The organism is Nonomuraea sp. NPDC049378 (genome assembly GCF_055586745.1).
In genome coordinates this window covers 1-18,615 of sequence record NZ_JBVJHP010000042.1, presented here as the reverse complement: position 1 = coordinate 18,615, position 18,615 = coordinate 1, and the positions used below count along the sequence as shown (strand labels likewise).

Annotated in this window: 22 protein-coding genes; 12 read left to right on the top strand and 10 right to left on the bottom strand. The window is 71.2% G+C overall.

What is annotated here, in order from left to right:
* Nucleotides 1–89: 89 nt before the first annotated feature.
* From ACZ6SA_RS47860 to ACZ6SA_RS47850, 3 genes are all read right to left on the bottom strand, one after another.
* The gene (locus tag ACZ6SA_RS47860; protein ID WP_443156654.1) at nucleotides 90–242 is read right to left on the bottom strand and encodes a hypothetical protein; all 153 of its coding nucleotides are present in this window, start codon (nucleotides 240–242) and stop codon (nucleotides 90–92) included.
* Nucleotides 243–336: 94 nt separating this feature from the next.
* Nucleotides 337–1,329 carry a threonine ammonia-lyase gene (locus ACZ6SA_RS47855; RefSeq protein ID WP_465836023.1) on the bottom strand — a complete coding sequence of 331 codons (993 nt, stop codon included), beginning with the start codon at nucleotides 1,327–1,329 and terminating at the stop codon, nucleotides 337–339.
* Nucleotides 1,326–2,597, bottom strand: a complete 1,272-nt coding sequence (locus ACZ6SA_RS47850) for a helix-turn-helix domain-containing protein (RefSeq protein ID WP_465836021.1) — start codon at nucleotides 2,595–2,597, stop codon at nucleotides 1,326–1,328. Before ACZ6SA_RS47850 ends, ACZ6SA_RS47855 begins: the two co-directional genes overlap by 4 nt.
* Before the next feature lie 236 nt (nucleotides 2,598–2,833).
* Between ACZ6SA_RS47850 and ACZ6SA_RS47845 the strand changes: the two genes are divergently transcribed.
* Nucleotides 2,834–3,835: a helix-turn-helix transcriptional regulator gene (locus tag ACZ6SA_RS47845; RefSeq protein ID WP_465836019.1), complete on the top strand. Its 1,002-nt coding sequence runs from the start codon at nucleotides 2,834–2,836 to the stop codon at nucleotides 3,833–3,835.
* 8 nt (nucleotides 3,836–3,843) lie between these two features.
* Here the strand turns inward: ACZ6SA_RS47845 and ACZ6SA_RS47840 are convergent, their stop codons facing one another.
* A complete protein-coding gene (locus ACZ6SA_RS47840) occupies nucleotides 3,844–4,152 on the bottom strand; it encodes a hypothetical protein (RefSeq protein ID WP_465836017.1) in 309 nt (102 codons plus the stop codon).
* Nucleotides 4,153–4,419: 267 nt separating this feature from the next.
* Here ACZ6SA_RS47840 and ACZ6SA_RS47835 point away from each other — a divergent pair, with 267 nt between their 5' ends.
* Nucleotides 4,420–5,598: a DUF455 family protein gene (locus tag ACZ6SA_RS47835; RefSeq protein WP_465836015.1), complete on the top strand. Its 1,179-nt coding sequence runs from the start codon at nucleotides 4,420–4,422 to the stop codon at nucleotides 5,596–5,598.
* Nucleotides 5,599–5,840: 242 nt separating this feature from the next.
* Here the strand turns inward: ACZ6SA_RS47835 and ACZ6SA_RS47830 are convergent, their stop codons facing one another.
* Genes ACZ6SA_RS47830 through ACZ6SA_RS47820 form a run of 3 tightly spaced genes read right to left on the bottom strand, consistent with a single transcriptional unit; the run spans nucleotide 5,841 to nucleotide 7,836 of the window.
* The gene (locus ACZ6SA_RS47830) at nucleotides 5,841–6,467 is read right to left on the bottom strand and encodes a TetR/AcrR family transcriptional regulator (RefSeq protein ID WP_347649297.1); all 627 of its coding nucleotides are present in this window, start codon (nucleotides 6,465–6,467) and stop codon (nucleotides 5,841–5,843) included.
* Entirely contained in the window at nucleotides 6,464–7,144 is a 681-nt protein-coding gene (locus tag ACZ6SA_RS47825; protein ID WP_465836013.1) for a DUF4166 domain-containing protein, read from the bottom strand. Before ACZ6SA_RS47825 ends, ACZ6SA_RS47830 begins: the two co-directional genes overlap by 4 nt.
* Nucleotides 7,141–7,836: a hypothetical protein gene (locus tag ACZ6SA_RS47820; protein ID WP_465836011.1), complete on the bottom strand. Its 696-nt coding sequence runs from the start codon at nucleotides 7,834–7,836 to the stop codon at nucleotides 7,141–7,143. The genes ACZ6SA_RS47825 and ACZ6SA_RS47820 overlap by 4 nt, the downstream gene beginning before the upstream one ends.
* Before the next feature lie 205 nt (nucleotides 7,837–8,041).
* Between ACZ6SA_RS47820 and ACZ6SA_RS47815 the strand changes: the two genes are divergently transcribed.
* Complete coding sequence (locus tag ACZ6SA_RS47815) at nucleotides 8,042–8,545, top strand: hypothetical protein (protein WP_465836009.1); 504 nt, start codon at nucleotides 8,042–8,044, stop codon at nucleotides 8,543–8,545.
* Between the two features lie 26 nt (nucleotides 8,546–8,571).
* On the opposite strand, the gene ACZ6SA_RS47810 is transcribed toward ACZ6SA_RS47815, so the two are convergent.
* The 3 genes from ACZ6SA_RS47810 to ACZ6SA_RS47800 form a co-directional block, all read right to left on the bottom strand.
* Nucleotides 8,572–9,258 carry a response regulator gene (locus ACZ6SA_RS47810; protein ID WP_465836007.1) on the bottom strand — a complete coding sequence of 229 codons (687 nt, stop codon included), beginning with the start codon at nucleotides 9,256–9,258 and terminating at the stop codon, nucleotides 8,572–8,574.
* Nucleotides 9,255–10,439 carry a sensor histidine kinase gene (locus tag ACZ6SA_RS47805; protein WP_465836005.1) on the bottom strand — a complete coding sequence of 395 codons (1,185 nt, stop codon included), beginning with the start codon at nucleotides 10,437–10,439 and terminating at the stop codon, nucleotides 9,255–9,257. Before ACZ6SA_RS47805 ends, ACZ6SA_RS47810 begins: the two co-directional genes overlap by 4 nt.
* 95 nt (nucleotides 10,440–10,534) lie before the next feature.
* Nucleotides 10,535–11,089, bottom strand: a complete 555-nt coding sequence (locus ACZ6SA_RS47800; RefSeq protein ID WP_465836003.1) for a TetR/AcrR family transcriptional regulator — start codon at nucleotides 11,087–11,089, stop codon at nucleotides 10,535–10,537.
* 74 nt (nucleotides 11,090–11,163) lie between these two features.
* On the opposite strand from ACZ6SA_RS47800, the gene ACZ6SA_RS47795 reads away from it, so the two are divergent.
* The 9 genes from ACZ6SA_RS47795 to ACZ6SA_RS47755 all read left to right on the top strand — a co-directional run bounded on the left by ACZ6SA_RS47795 (nucleotide 11,164) and on the right by ACZ6SA_RS47755 (nucleotide 18,528).
* Nucleotides 11,164–11,790 carry an FMN-dependent NADH-azoreductase gene (locus ACZ6SA_RS47795; RefSeq protein ID WP_347649304.1) on the top strand — a complete coding sequence of 209 codons (627 nt, stop codon included), beginning with the start codon at nucleotides 11,164–11,166 and terminating at the stop codon, nucleotides 11,788–11,790.
* Entirely contained in the window at nucleotides 11,787–12,101 is a 315-nt protein-coding gene (locus ACZ6SA_RS47790; protein WP_347649305.1) for a DMT family transporter, read from the top strand. The genes ACZ6SA_RS47795 and ACZ6SA_RS47790 overlap by 4 nt, the downstream gene beginning before the upstream one ends.
* Nucleotides 12,102–12,165: 64 nt before the next feature.
* Nucleotides 12,166–12,948 (top strand): FAD-dependent thymidylate synthase, encoded by a 783-nt coding sequence (gene thyX / locus ACZ6SA_RS47785; RefSeq protein WP_132331865.1) that lies wholly within the window; start codon nucleotides 12,166–12,168, stop codon nucleotides 12,946–12,948.
* Nucleotides 12,949–13,106: 158 nt separating this feature from the next.
* On the top strand, nucleotides 13,107–13,811 hold the full coding sequence (locus ACZ6SA_RS47780; protein ID WP_347649306.1) for a response regulator transcription factor: 705 nt from the start codon (nucleotides 13,107–13,109) through the stop codon (nucleotides 13,809–13,811).
* Complete coding sequence (locus tag ACZ6SA_RS47775; protein ID WP_465835999.1) at nucleotides 13,808–14,995, top strand: sensor histidine kinase; 1,188 nt, start codon at nucleotides 13,808–13,810, stop codon at nucleotides 14,993–14,995. The genes ACZ6SA_RS47780 and ACZ6SA_RS47775 overlap by 4 nt, the downstream gene beginning before the upstream one ends.
* Before the next feature lie 114 nt (nucleotides 14,996–15,109).
* The gene (locus ACZ6SA_RS47770; RefSeq protein WP_465835997.1) at nucleotides 15,110–16,450 is read left to right on the top strand and encodes a hypothetical protein; all 1,341 of its coding nucleotides are present in this window, start codon (nucleotides 15,110–15,112) and stop codon (nucleotides 16,448–16,450) included.
* On the top strand, nucleotides 16,447–16,863 hold the full coding sequence (locus ACZ6SA_RS47765) for a FixH family protein (RefSeq protein ID WP_347649309.1): 417 nt from the start codon (nucleotides 16,447–16,449) through the stop codon (nucleotides 16,861–16,863). The genes ACZ6SA_RS47770 and ACZ6SA_RS47765 overlap by 4 nt, the downstream gene beginning before the upstream one ends.
* A gap of 23 nt (nucleotides 16,864–16,886) precedes the next feature.
* Nucleotides 16,887–17,999: a hypothetical protein gene (locus ACZ6SA_RS47760; RefSeq protein WP_465835996.1), complete on the top strand. Its 1,113-nt coding sequence runs from the start codon at nucleotides 16,887–16,889 to the stop codon at nucleotides 17,997–17,999.
* A gap of 4 nt (nucleotides 18,000–18,003) precedes the next feature.
* Nucleotides 18,004–18,528 (top strand): hypothetical protein, encoded by a 525-nt coding sequence (locus ACZ6SA_RS47755; protein ID WP_347649311.1) that lies wholly within the window; start codon nucleotides 18,004–18,006, stop codon nucleotides 18,526–18,528.
* Nucleotides 18,529–18,615: the final 87 nt, after the last annotated feature.

The following is an 18,615-nucleotide window of genomic DNA, read 5'->3' as shown; positions in this document are numbered from 1 at the left end:
CTCGAGAATCGTCACAGGCGGGTCAGGCGGCGCCCACCGATCTGTCGGGCCGGGGAGCGCCGCCCCTTGCTGCATCGACGACTATGCGACTAGTCGTTTTCCTGCCGGCCGTCAGCGATGGCGCTGATCAGCTCCTGCTCGAAATCTCCGAAATCGGCGAAGTCGGAAGTGATGATGTGCCCGGACCGGGAACACGGATTGCCCTCGGGGGCGGACATCTCGATAACCTTTGACTTCAGCATTTTGACACCTCCTCTGTTTTTTGCTGTTTCGAGCATAGGATTCACTGCAGCTGGCAACCGGCAATTACTTCGGCAAGATGCGGCATTTCCGGCACTATCGCGGATCCAGCAGGGACCGATGCCAGGCGGGGCTGACGTTGCCGCCCGACATCACGGCCGCGACCGGTCCGCGGTCCCTGCTACGCCCCCGGAGCATCGCCGCGCAGGCGACGGCCCCGCTGGGCTCCGCGACGATGCCCTCGGACTCGGCGAGCAGGCGCGCCGCCCGGGCGATCTCCGTCTCCGAGACGGTCTCCATGGCATCGGCGAGCCTGCGCACCAATGGCCACGCGTGGTGGCCCAGGCTGGGCACCCGCAACCCGTCCGCGACGGTTCTGTAGGTGTCGGCGACAGGCCAGGCGGTCAGCTCCCCCCGCCGGAAACTCTCGCAGGCGTCCGCCGCCAGTTCCGGCTCGACCCCGATGACCCTGGTCGTCCCCAGCCCTTTGAGGGCGACCGCCGTGCCCGCCAGCAGGCTTCCCGTGCCCGTGGGCAGGTAGACCGTGCCCAGTTCCCGGCACTGCGCCGCCAGTTCCAGCCCCACGGTGCCCTGCCCGGCGATGACCTCGGGCAGGTCGCAGCCGATCAGCGCGAGACCGCGTCGATCGCGGATGTTCGCCGCGACGGCGTCCAGGGAGTCGGGATCGGTGACGACGACATCGGCACCGAGCGATCTGAGCGCGTCGACCTTCACCTGCGGCGCGCTGTGCGGGACCACGACGGTCGCCGCGACCTCCAGGAGCGCGGCGGAATGGGCGACCGCACGTCCGTGATTGCCCGACGACGTCGCAACCGCACCTGGCAGCGCCCTCGCGTCGTGGAGCTTCAACATCGCGAAGAGGGCTCCGCGGATCTTGAAGGAGCCCGTGGGCTGCCCGTGTTCCGTCTTGAGCCAGACCGGCCGGTTCCCGGCCGTCCCCAGCCGGCGCAACGGGGTACGGGGAAGGTGCGGCTCCAGCCGTTCAGCCGCCTCGATGACATCGTCGAGGACCACGGCGCCGGCGGCGGCCAGGGGGGGCTCCATGAGGCTCTCGCCATCTCCGGTCACGGTATGGAGGCCAGCAGGACGCGACGCACCAGGTTCAGCAGGACGATCTCCGGTGACGTACCTCGGTTCTCCACGCGTACGAGTCCGGCCGCGGCCATCGCGTCGACCAGGTCGATGGCCGCGGAGAGGGAGAGCTCCAGCTCGGCCGCGACGTCCTCGATGGACCACCGCGCAGCGCTTCGCGCCAGCCGGCGCGCGTGCTCGCGCTGGTGGCCCGTCAGGACGTCGCAGCTGTTCGCGACCGCCTCCCAGACGGGACCGAACTCGCCGGGCAACGCCCGGTCCGGCGTACCATCCGCGGCCGTGATCAGGTCGTGGAGCAGCACCTCCACGCTGAGCTCCGCGCTGCGGGCGGCCGCGATCTCCAGGGCGAGCGGGAGGCCGTCCAGGTTCCGGCACACCTCGGCAACGGTCGCCGGGTCGGCATCGGGAAGGCCCGAACCGGTCCGCCCCTGGTGCATGCGATCGAAGAACAGCCGGACGGAGTCCGGCTCCGCAAGCTGGGCGGGAGCGTTCCTCCTCGGCGGAACGGGGAGCGGCGCCAGCCGGAGCGACAGCGCTCCCCTGGCGCGCCACGGAGCGGCCGTGGTCGCCAGCACCCGCAGCCGCGGACAGGCGCGGAGGAGGGCGAAGGCGAAGCCCTCGACGGAGGAGCCGCCGGGCAGCCCGTCCAGAACGATCAACGCGTCGTTGCCGCCGATCAGCCGGGCCAGCCTGGCGCTCGATCCGGCATCACCGCGGATCGCGTCCAGGGCGACGACCACGGCGGGCGCCTGGGGCAGCCCGCCGTCCGTACCCTCCCCCAAAGGGACCCAGAGGACGGGCCAGCCGTTCTGTTCACGCAGGCGCAGCGCCACCTCCATGGCCAGCCGGCTCTTCCCCACGCCGCCGAGGCCGCTGACCACCGCGAGCCGGCTGTCTCCGGCGGTCAGCGTACGGCTGAGGGCGTCCCGGTCACCGAGGCGGCCGACGAACGAACTGAAAGGGTGCGGCGGGCGGGGATCAAGGCCGCCGTCGGCGGGCTCGGCTCGTGCGGCGGCATCGTTCAGCAGGGCGCACGAGATCCTGTCCAGCTTGAGCGTGCCGGCGAGCAGGTCGAGGGTCTGCCGCCGCGGCTTTCTGATGCACCCGGACTCGATATTGCGAACGGTGCGAACGCTCACGGTGGACAGATCCGCCAGGTGCTGCTGGCTCAGTCCACGTTGCTCCCTGTGCTCTCTCAAGAGGTCGCCGAGCCCCAGAGGCCTCACCACAGGCTCGGCGAACATGTTGTCGAATGGTGCAGAAGAAGGCACGGAATCCCTCCCGTGGCAAACATCAGCGGTGTTGCCCGCGGCCTCCATCGTTGGACGCTCGCGTTCGCCCGCGTAAGTGGTCAAATGCTGCCTATGGCATGAAGCGGCCACCCGCGTTGCCGCCCGACGTATAGCGACTTCATAGCCGCCTCATATCGCCTCTCGCTAGACAGGGCGGAACGGAGGAGTCCAGAGCGCAGGGAGGGCTCATGTTCGAGGCGTTGGGCATCGACGATGTCGCCGAAACGGTGTACCTCGCGATGCTCGAACATCCCCAGGCCGGAGTCGAAGACCTGATGCGGAACCTCGGCATGGAGGAACACCAGGTCCGTCAGGCCCTGGACGACCTGGCACGCATGTCCTTGTTGCGCATCTCCGGATCCGCCGGCGAGGTTCTCGTGCCCGTCAACCCCAAGACCGGGCTCGCTGCCCTGCTCGCCCGGCAGCAGACTGAGATCGCCAAGCGGCAGCAGGAGCTCGAGGAGAGCAGGGCCTCGCTCACGGCGCTGCTGGACGTGTACGCGGAGAGCCGAGTGCACACGTCCGCAACCGGGATCGACCGGCTCGAGGGCGTCGACACCGTCAGGGCAAGGCTCCGCGAGCTGTCCGAGACCTGCACATGGGAGGTCGCTTCCTTCATGTACGGCGGCGCCCAGCCGGAAGCGAGCATGGCCGCCAGCAGACCCCTGGACAGGGACGCGATCGACCGCGGGGTCCGGCTTCGCACCATCTATCTGGACAGCGTCCGTAACGACCCGGCGACCTGCGCCTACGCCCAGTGGCTCTGCGACATGGGAAGCGAGGTCCGCACGACCTCCGTGCTCCCCATGCGCATGCTCATCGTGGACCGGCGGATCGCGGTGGTGCCCGTCGACATGGAGAGGCCCTGCGCCGCTGCCGTGGAGGTCGCCAATCCTGGCCTGCTCACGGGGCTGGTCGCGCTGTTCAACTTCGCGTGGAAGAACGCGGTGCCGTTCGGCACACGGCGGCGGCGGCACGACGACGGGCGGACCGCACAGGAGAAGCAGGTCCTGAGACTCCTCGGCCTGGGCCACACGGACGAGATGGTCTCCAGGCGGCTCGGCGTGTCGGTCCGCACGGTCAGGCGCACCGTGTCCGCGCTGCAGGAAAGGCTCGACGCGAAGAGCAGATTCCAGGTCGGCGCGCGAGCCGTCGCCCTGGGCTGGATCGACCAGGACGACCTGGAGTAGGTCACCCGTCAGAGGACGATCGCCGGCCGGATCACCCAGAGGACGTCCGGCGGCATGGCGACGGCCGTCGCACGACGGCACAGTTGCTCGGCCGTGAAGCGGGCCGCGTACGGGTCCGCGGCGCGGAGATACACGACCAGGACGAGCAGGCCGTCCCGCGCCTCCGTGAAGATGTGCTCCGTGCAGTCGTTACCGGCGGCTGAATCGGTGAGGGCGGCACGCAGGCCGGTTTCCGATGCTCGCCGGCCGGGCGTGTCCACCACGATGAGAACGCGGTACATGGTCAGGCTCTCAGAGCCGGTGGGCAACCGCGTCACGCCCTCAAAGAGAACATTCCCCCACCGCCTTCGGCAGTGGTCAATTCCTGCCACAGGCGAATCCTGTCCATGGCCGACCGGCTTGACGAGAGATGGACGGTTGCTGCCAGGCAGACACCTGCCAGTCACAGCACGCTGATTCGGGGGCGAGCTCTGGTAATAGTCAGAATGCGCCAGGAAACGCACGCAACGCCGGGACGACCGGTGAACGTGGTCAGCACGAATGATGCGGCTCGTATGGTGACCGCCCGGCAAAGGAGGTTCTGAATGACGGAGAAAGCTCCCCCTGATGTGGCGGAGAGCCGCCGGTCACTGCAAATTCTCCGGTACGCGTGCGTCCGCCTGCTGGAAATCTCGGCCGGCGCGCTGGTGAGGGTCGCCGACTCCCAAACCAAGGTGGCCCTCTCGCGCGATGTGTGGAGCCTCGCGCAGGCGGCCGACCACCTCGGCCGGCGGTTGCCCGGCCTTCGTTCCTCCGCTGAGGCGATGACGCCTGTCGCCGGATACGCCGAGTTCACCAACGGCTTGATCCGGATCAGCGATCCGGCGGAGCAGTACGACCTCCTGGTGTCGCAGGCGTTTCCCGAGCTGCGCGACGTCGTCTGCCTCTGTCAGGCCCGGCACGACCAGTTGGCGGACGAGGCTTCTGTGTCGTGTCTGAAGAGCGTGGCGGAGCAGTTGGACAAGCTCACCCCGCCGACCGGCGGCGCCACGTCCGGTGGGAGGGGAGAGCTGGCGCGCGGCATCGAGGGCCTGGACCGGGACGAGCAGATCCCTCCGCCGCTGTCCGCGCTGGAGTCGATTCCCCGCCGGCCGGGCCGGGAGGCCGGACTCGCCGAAGGCGCTTCCTCTGCTTCCGGACTCGTCCGGCACCTGCACGACATGATCTTCGGCATCGAGATCTGCGCTGCCGAGATCTGCGCGGCCCTCATCGCCCATCACCCCGAGGCTCCATGGGGCCTGCGGTACGACCTGGCCAAACAAGTTCGGGACGAAGGGCGCCATTTCGAGCTGATAGCCAACCGCATTTCCGAGCTCGGCGGCCAGATCGGCGACCATCCCATCAAATTCGACGTGTGGGACAAGTTCACCCTCGGCCGTACGCTGCCCGAACGCATCAACATCGAACAGCGCATGGGCGAGGGCATCGGACTGGACGGCGGCATGGTGATCTACCGCGCCCTCAAGAAGATGGGCGACGAACGCACCGCCCTGCTCTTCGACTACATCAACGCGGACGAGGTCACCCATGTCGGCAACGGCAACCGCTGGCTCCGCGAACTGCTCGGCAGCGACGAAGCCGTCGCCGCCCTCGACGCGGAGACCCGCCGGCTCCTGGCCGCCGCGAACTGGCCCACCGTCAGCCCGATGCCGCTCAACGTCGAGGATCGTGTCCTGGCCGGCTTCACCGAAGCCGAACTGGCCGAGCTACGCCCCGGCACCTGAGTCGTGCGAAACTCCTTGCCCGTCGGTCGTCCGCCGTTCCGGCGGGGCGCCGGTCCGGTTTCGCCGCCCGGTTCGAACGGCCAGGCCCACGTGACCTCGGCCAGCAGCCCGCCACGCGCGGCCACGATCGTCGCGCCGGCACCCGAGTCGCCGTGCTCCGTCCAGTATTCGGAGGTGACCAGGGCCTGCACGCCGTGCCACCCCCAGCGGTCGAAGCCCGTCACGTGTCGCCCGGGAGCCCGCTAGCCGGCGGTCGGTGGAGCGTCGCGGGCGGGCGGCCGCGTGAGCCGCCCGAGTTCTTCGAGCGCGGTGACCAGGTCGGCGATCTGGTCGAGTGCGGCGAAGGCATGGCCGGCGCCGGCCGGGTCGACGCCTTCGAACAGTTCCAGCCCGACGAACGCGGCAGAGACCGCCCTGGCCAGCCCGGCGACGTCGACGAGTTCCGCGAGCAGGCTCCCGGCCAGCACCCGTACGAGCACCTGCTCGATCTCCTCGGTCCACAGCGCGAGCCCGGCGGCGGTGGCGGGGGCCAGCCGTGGCTGCGTCTGCGCGCCGGCCAGCAGTTGGGCCAGGACGGCGACGTGGCCGCCGTCGCGCTCCGCAGCGTGCAGGTCCCGGCCCAGCGCCAGGAGCTCGCCGAGGGTGCGCACGTCGTTCAGGCGGTCGCGGTGGGCGGCGACCCGCTGCTCGGCGCCGTGGCGGCAGGCGGCGGCCAGCAGCTCGTCGACGCTGCCGAAATGGTAGAAGACCAGCGCCTGGTTGACCCCCGCCGCGGCGGCGACGGCACGCGCGGAGGTCTTGGCGATGCCCTGCTCGGTGAGCGTCGCGAGCGCGCCTTCGAGCAGTTTCGTCCGCGTGTCGTTGCTCATGCTCGCGCTTCCTCGCGGACCGGCCGCAGATCGGTGCGTACGCCATGGGCGGCCACGTCGATGTGCTCGGCCGTGAAGGAGCCCTCGTAGCCGAAGAGCGGCCCGAAGTAGCGGTTGGAGACGGTGACCTGGATGCGGAAGCGCCCCGCCTCGTCGTCGTACGATTCCCTGACCAGGGCGTCGCCCCTGATCAGGGCCGGCACGCGGGCGTCGACCGGGCCCTCGCGGAAACGCTGCTCGCCGGAGCGGATGACCAGGGCGCCGCTCGGGTCCGCCCGGACGTGCAGGTCGGTGGCGAGGTGCTGGTGCGTGCCGAGGTAGTCGACGACGCAGCCGCGCTCGGGGCTGAAGATCATCGTGGCGTCGAAGCGTTGCGGCCGGCCGGGGAAGGCGAAGGTTCTGACGAAGGTGACCGTCTCGCGGCCGAAGGAGTCGCGGTAGGGGACGTTCTCGATGGTGAAGGGGATGTCGCGGCCGCTGCGCGGCACCAGGATGTGCCGTGTGCCGCCCAGCGCCAGGAAGGGCCGCAGCCAGGCGCCTCCGTGCCAGACGCGATCCATCACGCCGCGGCCGACGCAGGCCTCGCCGCTGCCGAGGCCTGCGGAGAAGCGTCGCTGGATGCGCGGGTGCAGCCGGTCGAAGCCGGCGCCCAGGGCCTGCTGGAAGATCGAGGTCATGACCACCTCAAGGAGTTCAGGAGGGCGGGCGGGGTGGCGGCTCCGCTTCCGGGCGGGCGGCGCAGGCAGCGCCGGGCCGCCGGAGCGTCACGCGACGGCGGCAGCCAGAGCGCGGCGATCGCCACCGGCACGGCGGCCGGCGGCGCCACCGCCGCGGCGACTCCGACGGCCAGCGCGCGTGCCGCCACGCCGGCGAGCGCGTGCCGCAGCGACCGTTCGGGCGTGATGCCGCGCTCGCACCACAACCGCAGCCGGTCGAACGACCAGGCCGTGGCCCACCCCATGAGCGGGCGCAGGACGAGGCGGTCGGCGATCCGGCCGGGGCGCCCCCAGCGCGGCTCGTAGTCGTAGCCGGTGACGAAGCGGATGCCGTCCCCGCCGGGGAGGTAGCGCCAGTAGCCGCGGCCTCGCGCGATCGGTGAGAGGGGGTGCGGGGAGGCGAAGCGGAGAGCCGAGGTGCGGGTGCCGTCGGGGCGTCGCTTCTCTCCCGCCGCGATGCCCGTTCCCGAGACGAGCAGGCCCGGCAGGAGGCGGACTCCGTACCTGAACCGCTGCGGCTCCCCCTCCGCGCGGGCCAGGTGGTCGATGTGGGTGAAGCGCAGGTCCCAGCGCTGGTGGTGTGCCGGATCCTGGGTGCGGTGCCAGAGCAGGTCCAGGTCGGCGCGTATGCGTGCCTCGACGTACAGCTGCATGGCCGCCTCTCCCTGTTTGAGCGATCGCTCAAAACCGAAGTGTACGATTTGAGCGCCCGCTCGAACAGGGGGCGGGTCGCAAGCGCATGACCTTATCCGCTCGGTATGTGTCCCGATATGACCGAGTATTTCCACTAGTTACCGATCTAACGTGGAGGCCGGTTCCAGGGGGGACCGAACGAATCGGCACATCGAGGAGCAGGTCATGTTCGCAATCTCACGCCGCCCACTGCGGCGGTCCGCCGGCACAGGGGCAGCCGCTTTCCTGCTCTCAGCGGCAGTGATCGGCTTGGCGCCCGCACCGGCCTCAGCACATTCCCTGTCCGACATCGTGCGCTCGTCGGAGGGATGCGGCTGGTCATCCGGGTCCTACACCAACCAGGACTCCCGCTCCGCCGTCAACCGCAACGGCTCCAGGTACGGCACGGTGTACCTGCTGTGGAGCGGCACGTACGGGGAGAACTGCGTGGTGACCCGCAAGGAGAGCTGGCACGGCACCCCCACCTGGACCAACGCCGAGCTCCACTACCGCAGCTCGGGCAGCGGCGCCGAGGGCGTCGTGCAGGACGAGGGCCAGTACGGCCACTACGCCGCGATCACCCAGAAGACCTCAGGACACTGCGTGCGGTTCCTCGGCTCGATCAGCAGCGGCGGCCACGGCGGCCCACTCGCCACGGGCAGCCGCGACGAGTGGGGCAACTGCGGCTGACGGCGCCGCGCGAACCGGGTCGTGGCTCAGCCGGCGGCGGGGACGAGCCCGACCCGGTAGGCGAGGACGACCGCCTGCACGCGGTCGCGCAGGTCGAGTTTCATCAGGATCCGTGACACGTAGGTCTTCACGGTCTCGACGGTGATGGACAGCTCCGCGGCGATCTCCGCGTTCGACAGGCCGCCGGCGATCTGTACGAGCACCTCGAGCTCGCGGGGGGTCAGCGCGCGTACGACCTCCTGCCTGGCCGGGTTGGCGGTGTCGGCGGGGCGCAGGCGGGCCGCGTAGTGGCCGATGAGGGTGCGGGTGACCGCGGGGGCCAGCAGGGACTCGCCGCGGACGATCGTCCGCACGCCGTTGACCAGCTCCGCCGGTCTGGCGTCCTTGAGCAGGAAGCCGGCGGCCCCGGCCCTGAGCGCTTCGTAGACGTACTCGTCGACGTTGAACGTGGTGACGACCAGCACCTTCACCGGAGCGGCGATGCCGGGCCCGGCCAGCTGCCTGGTGGCCTCGATGCCGTCGAGGACGGGCATCCGGATGTCCATCACGACGATGTCCGGGCGCAGCCGCCGCGCGGCCTCCACCGCGGCGCGGCCGTCGGCGGCCTCACCGACCACCTCCATGTCGGGCTGGGCGGAGAAGACGGTGACGTAGCCTGCCCGCACGAGCTCCTGATCCTCGCAGATGAGCACCTTGATCGGGGTGTCGGTCATGCCTGGCTCCTGGTGGGGATGGAGGCGCGGACACGGAAAGCGCCGTCGGGGCCGCCTGCGGCGACCAGATCGCCATCGAGCGTGCGCAACCTCCTGCGCAGCCCGTCGAGACCGCGCCCGCCCGAGGGCAGCGCGAGGGCCGCGCCGGCGGGCCCGTCGCTGGTCACCTCGATCGCGATGCGGTCGGGATCGTGGTGCACCGTGACCCGGGTGGGCCGTCCTGTCGCGTGTTTCATCGCGTTGGTGAGCGCCTCCTGCACCACCCGGTAGGCGGCCAGCTCCACGTCCACGGCCCGGGGGCGCGGCTCGCCGTACTGGAACAGCTCGACGGGCTGGCCGGACGCGCGGGCCCGCTCGACGAGGTCGCCGATCCTGTCCAGCGCCGGCGCGCGGTCGTCCGCGGCGCCCGACTCGCCGGTCGCCTCCAGCACGCCGAGCAGGTGCCGCAGCTCCGTGAGAGCCCGCCGCCCGGTGTCGCCGATGGAGGCGAGCCCGGCCTCGGCCCGGTCGGGCGCCGCTCCGACCACCAACTGTGCCGCGTCGGCCTGGACCACCATGGCGGTCACATGATGCGTGACCACGTCGTGCAGCTCACGGGCGATGCGTGCCCGCTCGGCGGCCTTGGCCACGTCCGCGGCGAGCCGCCGGCGTTCGGCCTCCTCCGCCTGCCGGCGGCGCATCCCCACGCCGGCCATCCAGATCACCACCAGCGTCAGGTAGAACGCGAGGAAATCCTGGACGCGAGTGGGCGACCCGAGGCTGCTCAGGACGACCGCCAGCGTGGCATAGCCGGCGCTCGCCGCCGCGGCGAGGCCGGGACGGAACCGCTCTTGGTGGGCTCCGGCCGCGTACACCGCCAGATAGAGCCCGATGCTGGCGAACGTCGGCGGGTAGGACAGCGCCTGGTGCGCGGCGAAGGCGGCGCCGATGACCGCCAGGCAGGCCGCGGGCCGGCGACGGCGCACGGCCAGCGGCGCGGACTGGGCCAGGACCAGCGCCACGGCCGGCGCGTCCGCCGGGCGTCGTGGCAGGTCGCCGAGCTGCGCCGCGATGGCGGACAGCGTGGGTACGAACGCCAGCAGCGTGAGCAGCACAGCCAGCGTGCCGTCCTTGGCGAACGTGGAGCGAGCACGCCAGAAGCCCGGCCAGGAGCGGACGGCGCCCGGGACGTTCGCGAACACCCGGCAAGACTAGCTGCGCCCACCGCCACCGGGCGCCAGGGTGCCGCGCCGGCCGTGGCGCCGGGCTCGCCCCGCGGCTCCGGCCCCGCACACCTTCACGGCGGGTCGAGGGTCTTCGTGAGCCTGGTCAGCGCCTCGGTGATCCGCTCCGGCGTGAGACCGAGCACCGTGCGCTGGTAGCCGTACACCTCGGGGGCGAGGGGGGCGAGCAGGACGTCGGCCAGCGCGTCCATGCAGGGCGTGCCGGCGGCGGCCAGGAGGGCGCGCACGTGGGCGCGCCAGAAGCCGTATGCGCCCGTCTCGAAGCGGGAGCGGCCCACCTCTGAGCCGAGCACCAGGTGAGAGTGGTCCTCCAGCAGGTCCACCATGGCAGCGTAGAAGGCGGCCAGCCGCTCGGCGGGCGGCGCGCCCGGGCCCAGCGGCGGCTCGCCGCGCAGCAGGCGTTCCTGCAGCTCCCGCTCGTGCGCGTCGAGCAGGGCGACGGCGATCGAGGCCCTGTCGGGGTAGCGGCGATAGAGCGTGCCCCGGCCCACCCCGGCCTTCCTGGCGATGTCGTCCATCGTCACGTCCTCCGGGGACCGCTGCGAGAACAGCTGCGCGGCCGCCTCAAGGATCCGCGCCCGGTTTCGCGCGGCGTCGGCTCTCTCCATGCGTTCGATTGTATGTGGACACATCGTCCACTTATACTCAAACGGACACTGTGTCCACTTAATGAGGAGAGATCATGCTGCTGCACCTGGACTCCAGCGCCCGCCGGGCGTCGTTCTCACGCGAGCTTTCCCGCCGGTACGCCGAGACCTGGCGCGCGGCGCACCCCCAGGCCGCGTACGTCCACCGCGACCTGGCCGCACACCCCGTGCCGCACATCGGCGAGGCGTGGACGGAGCTGTGCGACCACATCCTGAAGCACGAGATCACCGACATCGCGCGCTATCGGGAGGCCGTCCGCACACCCGCCCAGCGCCAGGCGTGGGCCGTCGTGGAGCCGCTGCTCCACGAGGTGGTCGCGGCCGACGTCATCCTCATCGGCACGCCGATGTACAACTACTCGATCCCCTCGACGCTCAAAGCCTGGCTCGACCAGATCACCTTTCCCCGGATGTCACTCGAAGGCCGCTCCTTCGTGGTGACGAGCGCGCGCGGCGGCGCGTACGGCCCCGGCACGCCCCGCGAGCCGTACGACCATCAGGAGCGCTACCTGCGCGACTTCTTCAAAGGCCACTTCCAGGTGGAGAACGCGACCTTCATCCACGCCGAACTGGTCAACGCCCGCCTCGACCCGGCGCTGGCGCACCTGCGCGAGCAGCACGAGAAGTCACTGGCCGCGGCACTCGAGGAGGCGGCCCGATGAACTGGCTGATCCTGATGCTGGCCGGTCTGATCGAAGTGGCCTGGTCACAGAGCATCAAGCCGACGCACAACTTCACCCGGCCACTGCCCACACTCATCTGCCTGGTCCTCATGGCCGCCGCCGTCTGGCTGCTGTCCCAGGCCATGAACACGCTGCCGGTCGGCACCGCGTACGCCGTCTTCACCGGTATCGGCGCCGTGGGGGCGATCACCCTGGGCATCGTCGTCAACGACGACCCCGTGTCGGCGGGAAGGATGGTGGCGCTCGCCCTGATAGTCGGCGGGATAGTGTTGGCCAGGGTCACCACGTGAAGCCGAGCAGGGACCTGGTTGACTGGGGCCGTCACCACGCGGTCGCTCCATACGGGGGATTTCCATGCGCACTGTCGAACCCCAGGTCTTCGTCGTCGCCCGTCCGTCGCTCGACTACGACGAGCTGGCCCGCTATCTCGCGGAGGTCGGCGGGGAGAGCTGGCTGGAGCGGCTCGACCGCGGCGACCTCGACGCACAGAACCTCGCCGAGTTCGCCGGCCGGCTCTGCTACCGCTCCTTCGAGCCAGGGCTCAATCCCAACGTGGTCCGGATCAGGAAAGACCAGGACGACTACCTGCGTAACATCCTGGCCAGCGCGCACGGCTCGGTCCTCGAGCACATCAGCTTCAGCTTCGTGCTGCACAACGTGAGCCGCGTCCTCACCCATGAGCTGGTCAGGCACCGTCCCGGCGTGGCGATCTCCCAGGAGTCGCTGCGGTTCGTACGCCTGGACGAGCTGCCGTTCTGGTTCCCCGAATGGGCGCAGGAGGACGACGAGCTGATGAAGCGGGCCACAGCCGTCCTGGAGCAGCTGGAGCAGTTCCAGCGGTGGATGGCCGGCCACTTCGGGCTCGACGAGGAGGGCGTGCCGTTCTCGGAGAAGAAGCACCGCACGTCGTTCATGCGCAGGTTCGCCCCCGAGGGCCTGGCGACCGGGCTGGTGTGGACCGCCAACGTGCGCACGCTGCGGCACACGATCGAGGCTCGCACCGCCGTCGGCGCGGAGGAGGAGATCCGCCTGCTGTTCCAGCGCATCGGTGAGCTCATGCGCGAGGAGGCGCCCGCCCTCTTCGGCGACTACGTGGTGGAGGACGGAGCCTGGGTGCCGGGCTGGCGCAAGGTCTGACCCGGCGGACGCCCCCCGGCTTCACCGAAGCTTCACGGTCCGGCGGGTACGCGCCACATGATGCTCCGGTTGGCTGTCCGGGTATGGACAACACCGGTGTGGTGCCTGCGGCTCCCCCTAAGGCGCAGATCCGTCCGCTGACCGATGGCAGAGGCAGCATGAGTACACAGCGCATTCTGGTCGTCGACGACGAGCCCAAGATCCGGATGACGCTCCGCGGCTACCTGGAGGCGGACGGCTTCGAAGTCCTGGAGGCTCCGGACGGGCCGCTCGGCCTCGCCTCGGTCGCACGCGAACAGCCCGACCTGGTCGTGCTGGACGTGATGCTGCCCGGCCTCGACGGGTTCGAGGTCCTGCGCCGGATCCGGGCGACCAGCCAGGTGCCGGTGATCCTGCTTACCGCCCGGACGGAGGAGGTCGACCGGATCATCGGCTTCACCGCGGGCAGCGACGACTACGTCACCAAGCCGTTCAGCGCCCGCGAACTCGCGCTGCGGGCGCGGGCCATCCTGCGCCGCGCCGAGATCCCCGATCAGGCCGCCGAGGACCGGGCCCTGCGCTTCGACGGCCTGGTCATCGACCCCGACGCCCGTACGGTCACCGTCGACGCCGGTCACACGCCGGAGCTGTCCGCGCTCGACTTCGACCTGCTGGTGGCGCTGGCCCGAGCCCCGGGCCGGGTGTTCACCCGCCGCGGGCTCATCGAGCACGTGTGGGGCCACGACTTCTTCGGCGACGAGCGCGTGGTGGACGTCCACATCCGCACGCTGCGGCGCGCGCTCGGCGACGACGCGAGCACCCCGCGGTTCGTGGGCACGGTGCGCGCCATCGGCTACCGCTTCCTGGCCCGCCCCGCCGGATGACTCCAGGAGAACCCGCGAGCGCGGGGGCGACACGCTGGGCGGCCCGCCTGGTGCGCCGGCTGCCGCCGCTGCCGCTGACCGTCCGCCTGGTGCTGTCCCACCTGGCGGTCCTGGTCGTGGCGCTCACGGCGATGAACGTCGCCGCCAGCGTCGTCGACGGCACCGGTGGTCAGACCTCCCCCGCCGCCGGGCGTACGGACTTCGAAAGGCTGCTCGCCGCGCTGGCCGCGCGGCGCGAGGGCGAGGTGGACCTCGAACTGCTCTGGCCCGCGCTGGCCGTCGGCATGGCCGCGGCACTCCTGCTGTCCCTCGTCTTCTCCCGGTTCCTGCTCCGGCCGCTGCGCCAGGTCAGGGCCGCGACCCACCGCCTGGCCGACGGCGACTACGACGGCGTCCTCGACGTCCCCCGCGAGCCGGGGCTCGCCGCGCTGGTCGAGGACGTCAACCGGCTGGCGGCGGCGCTGGCCGACGTCGAACGGCGCCGCGCCCGCCTGGTCTCGGAGATCGCCCACGAGATGCGTACGCCCATCACCATCCTCAGCGGCCAGATCGAGGGCATGGCGGACGGCATCTTCACCCGCGACGACGCCATGTTCGCCTCCCTCACCGACGACCTGGCCCGGTTGCGGCGTCTCGCGGACGACCTGTCCACCCTGTCCAGGGCCGAGGAGGGGGCGTTCGCCCTCCAGGTCGCGCCCACCGACGTGGTCGCCCTGACCGGGCGGACCGCCGAACGGCTGCGCCCGCAGTTCGACGACGGCGGGGTCACGCTCGCCGTCGTGCCCCGTCCGCCGGTCACGGCCGTGCTCGACCCTGGCCGCATCGCCCAGATCCTGGTCAACCTGATGGGCAACGCCCTGCGTGCCTGCGATGCCGGCGACCGGGTGTCGGTCAGCGTGCGCACCGGACAGGCGCCGGCGCCGTACGTCGAGATCGCCGTCGAGGACGGCGGCATCGGCATCGACGAGCACGACCTCACGCGCATCTTCAACCGTTTCGAGCGGGTGGAGCACCCCGGCCGCCCGGCTCCCGCGGGCGGCAGCGGCATCGGCCTGACCATCGCCCGCGGGATCGCCCGCGCCCACGGCGGCGACCTCACCGCCGCCTCCGGGGGACCGGGCCGCGGGGCGACCTTCACCGTCCGTCTTCCCCTGCGGCAGGACGGGCCGGCCGGCCGCGGTTGATCTTCACGGTGGCTTCACGGTCCGCGTCGTACGGGCCACACGGCCCTCCGGTTGCATGCCGGACATGGATGGTCATCACCTCACCAGAGAACACCGTGCAGAAGCGGGGCCGTCGTGAAGGCGGTGGCGGCGCTCCTGTGCTCCCTCGCCGTCGCCTGGGTCATGGCGGCCCCCGCGTTCGCCGACGGAGCGGCCGACGGCGGGGACATCCACGTCGCGCAGTCCCTCGGCGACCGCGAGCTGACGGTGGTGATCCGCCGGATGGAGCCGGTGCCGGGTCCGCTCCACGTCGACGTGGTCGCGCACGCGGGCAGCCCGCCCGGCTCACTGGCGCTGCGGCTCGGTAAGGACGGCCGGCAGACGGGCGCGACCTCCGTACGGCTGGGCGCGCGGCCGGGCTTCTACCGCGCCGGCGCGCTCTCGGTGTCGGGCGCCGGCCTGTGGGAGCTGACGATCGACGACGGCACGCGGATCGCGACGATCCCGTTCGTCGTGCCCGCACAGGTGTTGTCGCCGCTGGAGCAGGCGACGAACGCGGGATTCGTCGGGGCGGGTGTGCTGATGATCGCGACGCTGGTGGTCGCGGTCCGCCGGCCGGGTATGACCGCGCTGGTGCCCGCCTCGGGCGCGGTGGCGGCGCTGGCCGTGGCGGTGACGGCGGTGATCCTTTCGTGGAGCGCACCGCCGCTCCCGCCGCCGGGCTCGCGGCTGGACCCGACCGCCGACAGCATCGCCGACCCGTACGGCGCCGCGCGCCTGGCCCCGGTGGACGGCTCGCGCCCGCCGGTGAACCTGGTCACGGACATGCGTGACGGGGCCCTGCGGCTGGCGCTGACCGACGGCTCGACCGGGCACCCCGTCGACGACCTGCTGCTGCACGACAGCGCGCTGATCCATTTGGTCGTCGTGTCCCCCGCGGGCGGGCTCTGGCATCTTCACCCGGTCCGTGTGGCGCCCGGTGACTACCGGGTGACGTTCGCCGCGCCGGAGAAGGGCCGCTACGCGGTCATAGCCGAGCTCGCCCGGCGCGGGGGCGGCAGGCAACAGCTCCGCACCACGATCACCCTCGATGCGGCGGGCGGCACGGCGCCGGCCACGGAGAACTTCCGCGTGGACCGCAGCATCGCCCCCGCGGGCTCGCCCAGCACCTTCAACGCGAGGTTCGGCACGCGCGACCTGCAGCCGTGGCTGGGGATGGCCGGCCACATGATCGTCGCCGGGCCCGTCGGCCACGGGATCGCGGACGCGCCCATCTGGGCTCACGTGCACGCGATGATTCCGAACCGGCCGGATCAGCCGGACGAGAGCGTCGCCGCGTTCGGACCCGACGTGCCGTTCACCTACACCTTTCCGCTGCCCGGCCGCTACCTCGTGTGGGTGCAGGCCGAGCGCGGCTACGCGGTGCGGACCGCGCCCATGACCGTGGAGGTACCCGAGCCAGGAAGGCCGGCATGATGCGCACGAAGACCAAGTTCGCCCTGGTGGCGGCGGCCGTGGCGATGATCGCGGCAGGCCTGCTGGTGGTCCCGCCCTGGCTGGCCGGCGCCGGTGGCACGACGATGACGGCCGCCACCGCCGCGTACACCGTGCGGTTGTCCACCGACGGGCCACGCGAGGGCCCCAACACGTTCGACCTCGATGTCACGACCAGGGACGGCGCATCCGCCGACCTGGACGACGTCACCCTCCAGCCCGTGATGCCCCAGATGGGCCACGCGTACCCGCCTGTCACGGCCGTACGGACCGGTCCTGGCCGCTACCGCGCGAAGGACACCGTCTTGGCGATGACCGGCTACTGGCGGCTCAACGTCACGCTGCGCAGCGCGAACGACGTTCAGCACGCCGCCTTCACCCTCCTGGTCCCATGAAAGGACGACATATGGACATCAGCATGACCAGCACTCCAACGACCCGCAGGCCGGAAGCCGGCTCGAAAGGGCTGCCCGCGGCGGCCTTCGTCCTCGGCGGTGCGATGTTGTCGCTGACCGGGATGGTCTGGGACATCCAATGGCACTACGACGTCGGGCCCGACACCTTCTTCACCGCGCCACATCTCGTGCTGTATTCCGGCAGCACGATCGCCGGCATCGCCAGCCTGGTCGTGGTGCTGGCGACCACCATGGCCGAACGGCGTGGACGCCCGGTGGACCCCGCCGTCGGCGGCGCCGCGATCGGCGTGTTCGGCCGTACGTTCGCCGCTCCGATCGGCTACCTGGTCTCGGGCGTCGGCGCCGCGCTGTTCCTGGTCTACGGCCTTCTCGACGAGTGGTGGCATGGCCTGTACGGCTTCGACGCGGTGATCGAATCCCCTCCGCACATCGGGTTCCTGCTGGCCATCACGTTGACCATGGCCGGAGCGGTGATGGTGTCCGCCGCCGCCGTCGGCCGGAGGTGGGGGGCGATCACCGCGGTCATCGGGCTGGCGCTGCTCCTCGGGTTCGGCTCGATCGTGGTCGAAGGGCTGAGCGCCTTCGGCGTGAGCGTGGTCGACCTCCGTACGGCCGGGATGGCCTTCATGTCCGTGCTGATTCTCGTGGTGGGCGCACGCCTGGTCCGACGGGCGGCCGGCGCGATCGGCATCGCTTCGATCCTGGTCGCGCTCCAGGCGGCCTTCTGGTGGTTCTGCCCGTGGGCCACCCGGGTGTACGCGGACGCGATCGCCCAGCCCTTCCGCGACGACCCGAGCGGCGTGCCGGTGGGGCCCGCCCTGATACCGATGATCCTCCTGCCGGTCGCGGCCGTGGTGGGGCCGGTGCTGGCCCGTACCGACGACGGGCGTGCCGTGGGCTCCGCCATGGTTGCGGGTGGCGTGGGAGGGCTGGTCGTCACCGTCGCGGTGGCCGGGCAGTCCGCGCTGCTCCTGGGTGGCGGCACGCTCGACGAGCTCCCCGTGTTGCCGGCGACGGCTGCCGCCGGCACGGCGCTCGGCGTGGCCGCCGGTTTCCTCGGTGTCCGCTTCGCCGAGATCCTGCAGTTCCTCGCCCCGGCCAGGGAAGGGCGGTAGCGCCATGCGGAAGATCGTCATCGTGGTGCTCGGCGTCATCGGGCTCATGCTCACCTTGACAGCAACGGCACAGGCCGAAGAGCCGGTGAAGGCCGTACACACCGAACAGGTTCAGGCCGGGCCCTACCGGGTCACCGTCGGATTCAGCGTGTGGCCGCTGAAAGCCATGCAGTCGCTCGACTTCACGTTCATGCCCGACGGCGGCATCGACGGCAAGAGCGGCACGCTCACCGTGACCGGCCCCGACGGCGTCGGCCACGAGATGCCGCTCGTCCGCCACCCCGGCCGACGCGACGTGTGGGGCCTGGACGTCCAGTCGCTCGACGAGCAGGGCCAGTGGTCGTTCCGGTTCGCCGTCGACGGCCCGAAAGGACGGGGAGCCGGCGAGCTGACGCTCGACCTGCTGGAGCAGCCCGGCCCACCACTGGGCATCAGCTGGACCATCAGCACCGGACCGCTGCTCGGCCTGGTCGCCCTGATCGTCGTCGGATGGCGGCGCGTCCGCCCGCGCGAATCGGCGGCAGCCTGAAAGCGGGGGGGGGGGGGGGGGGGAGAGGGGGGGGGGGGAGGGAGAGTGTCGTCTTTGGCTCGGGGAGGGGGGGAGGGGCGGGGGGAA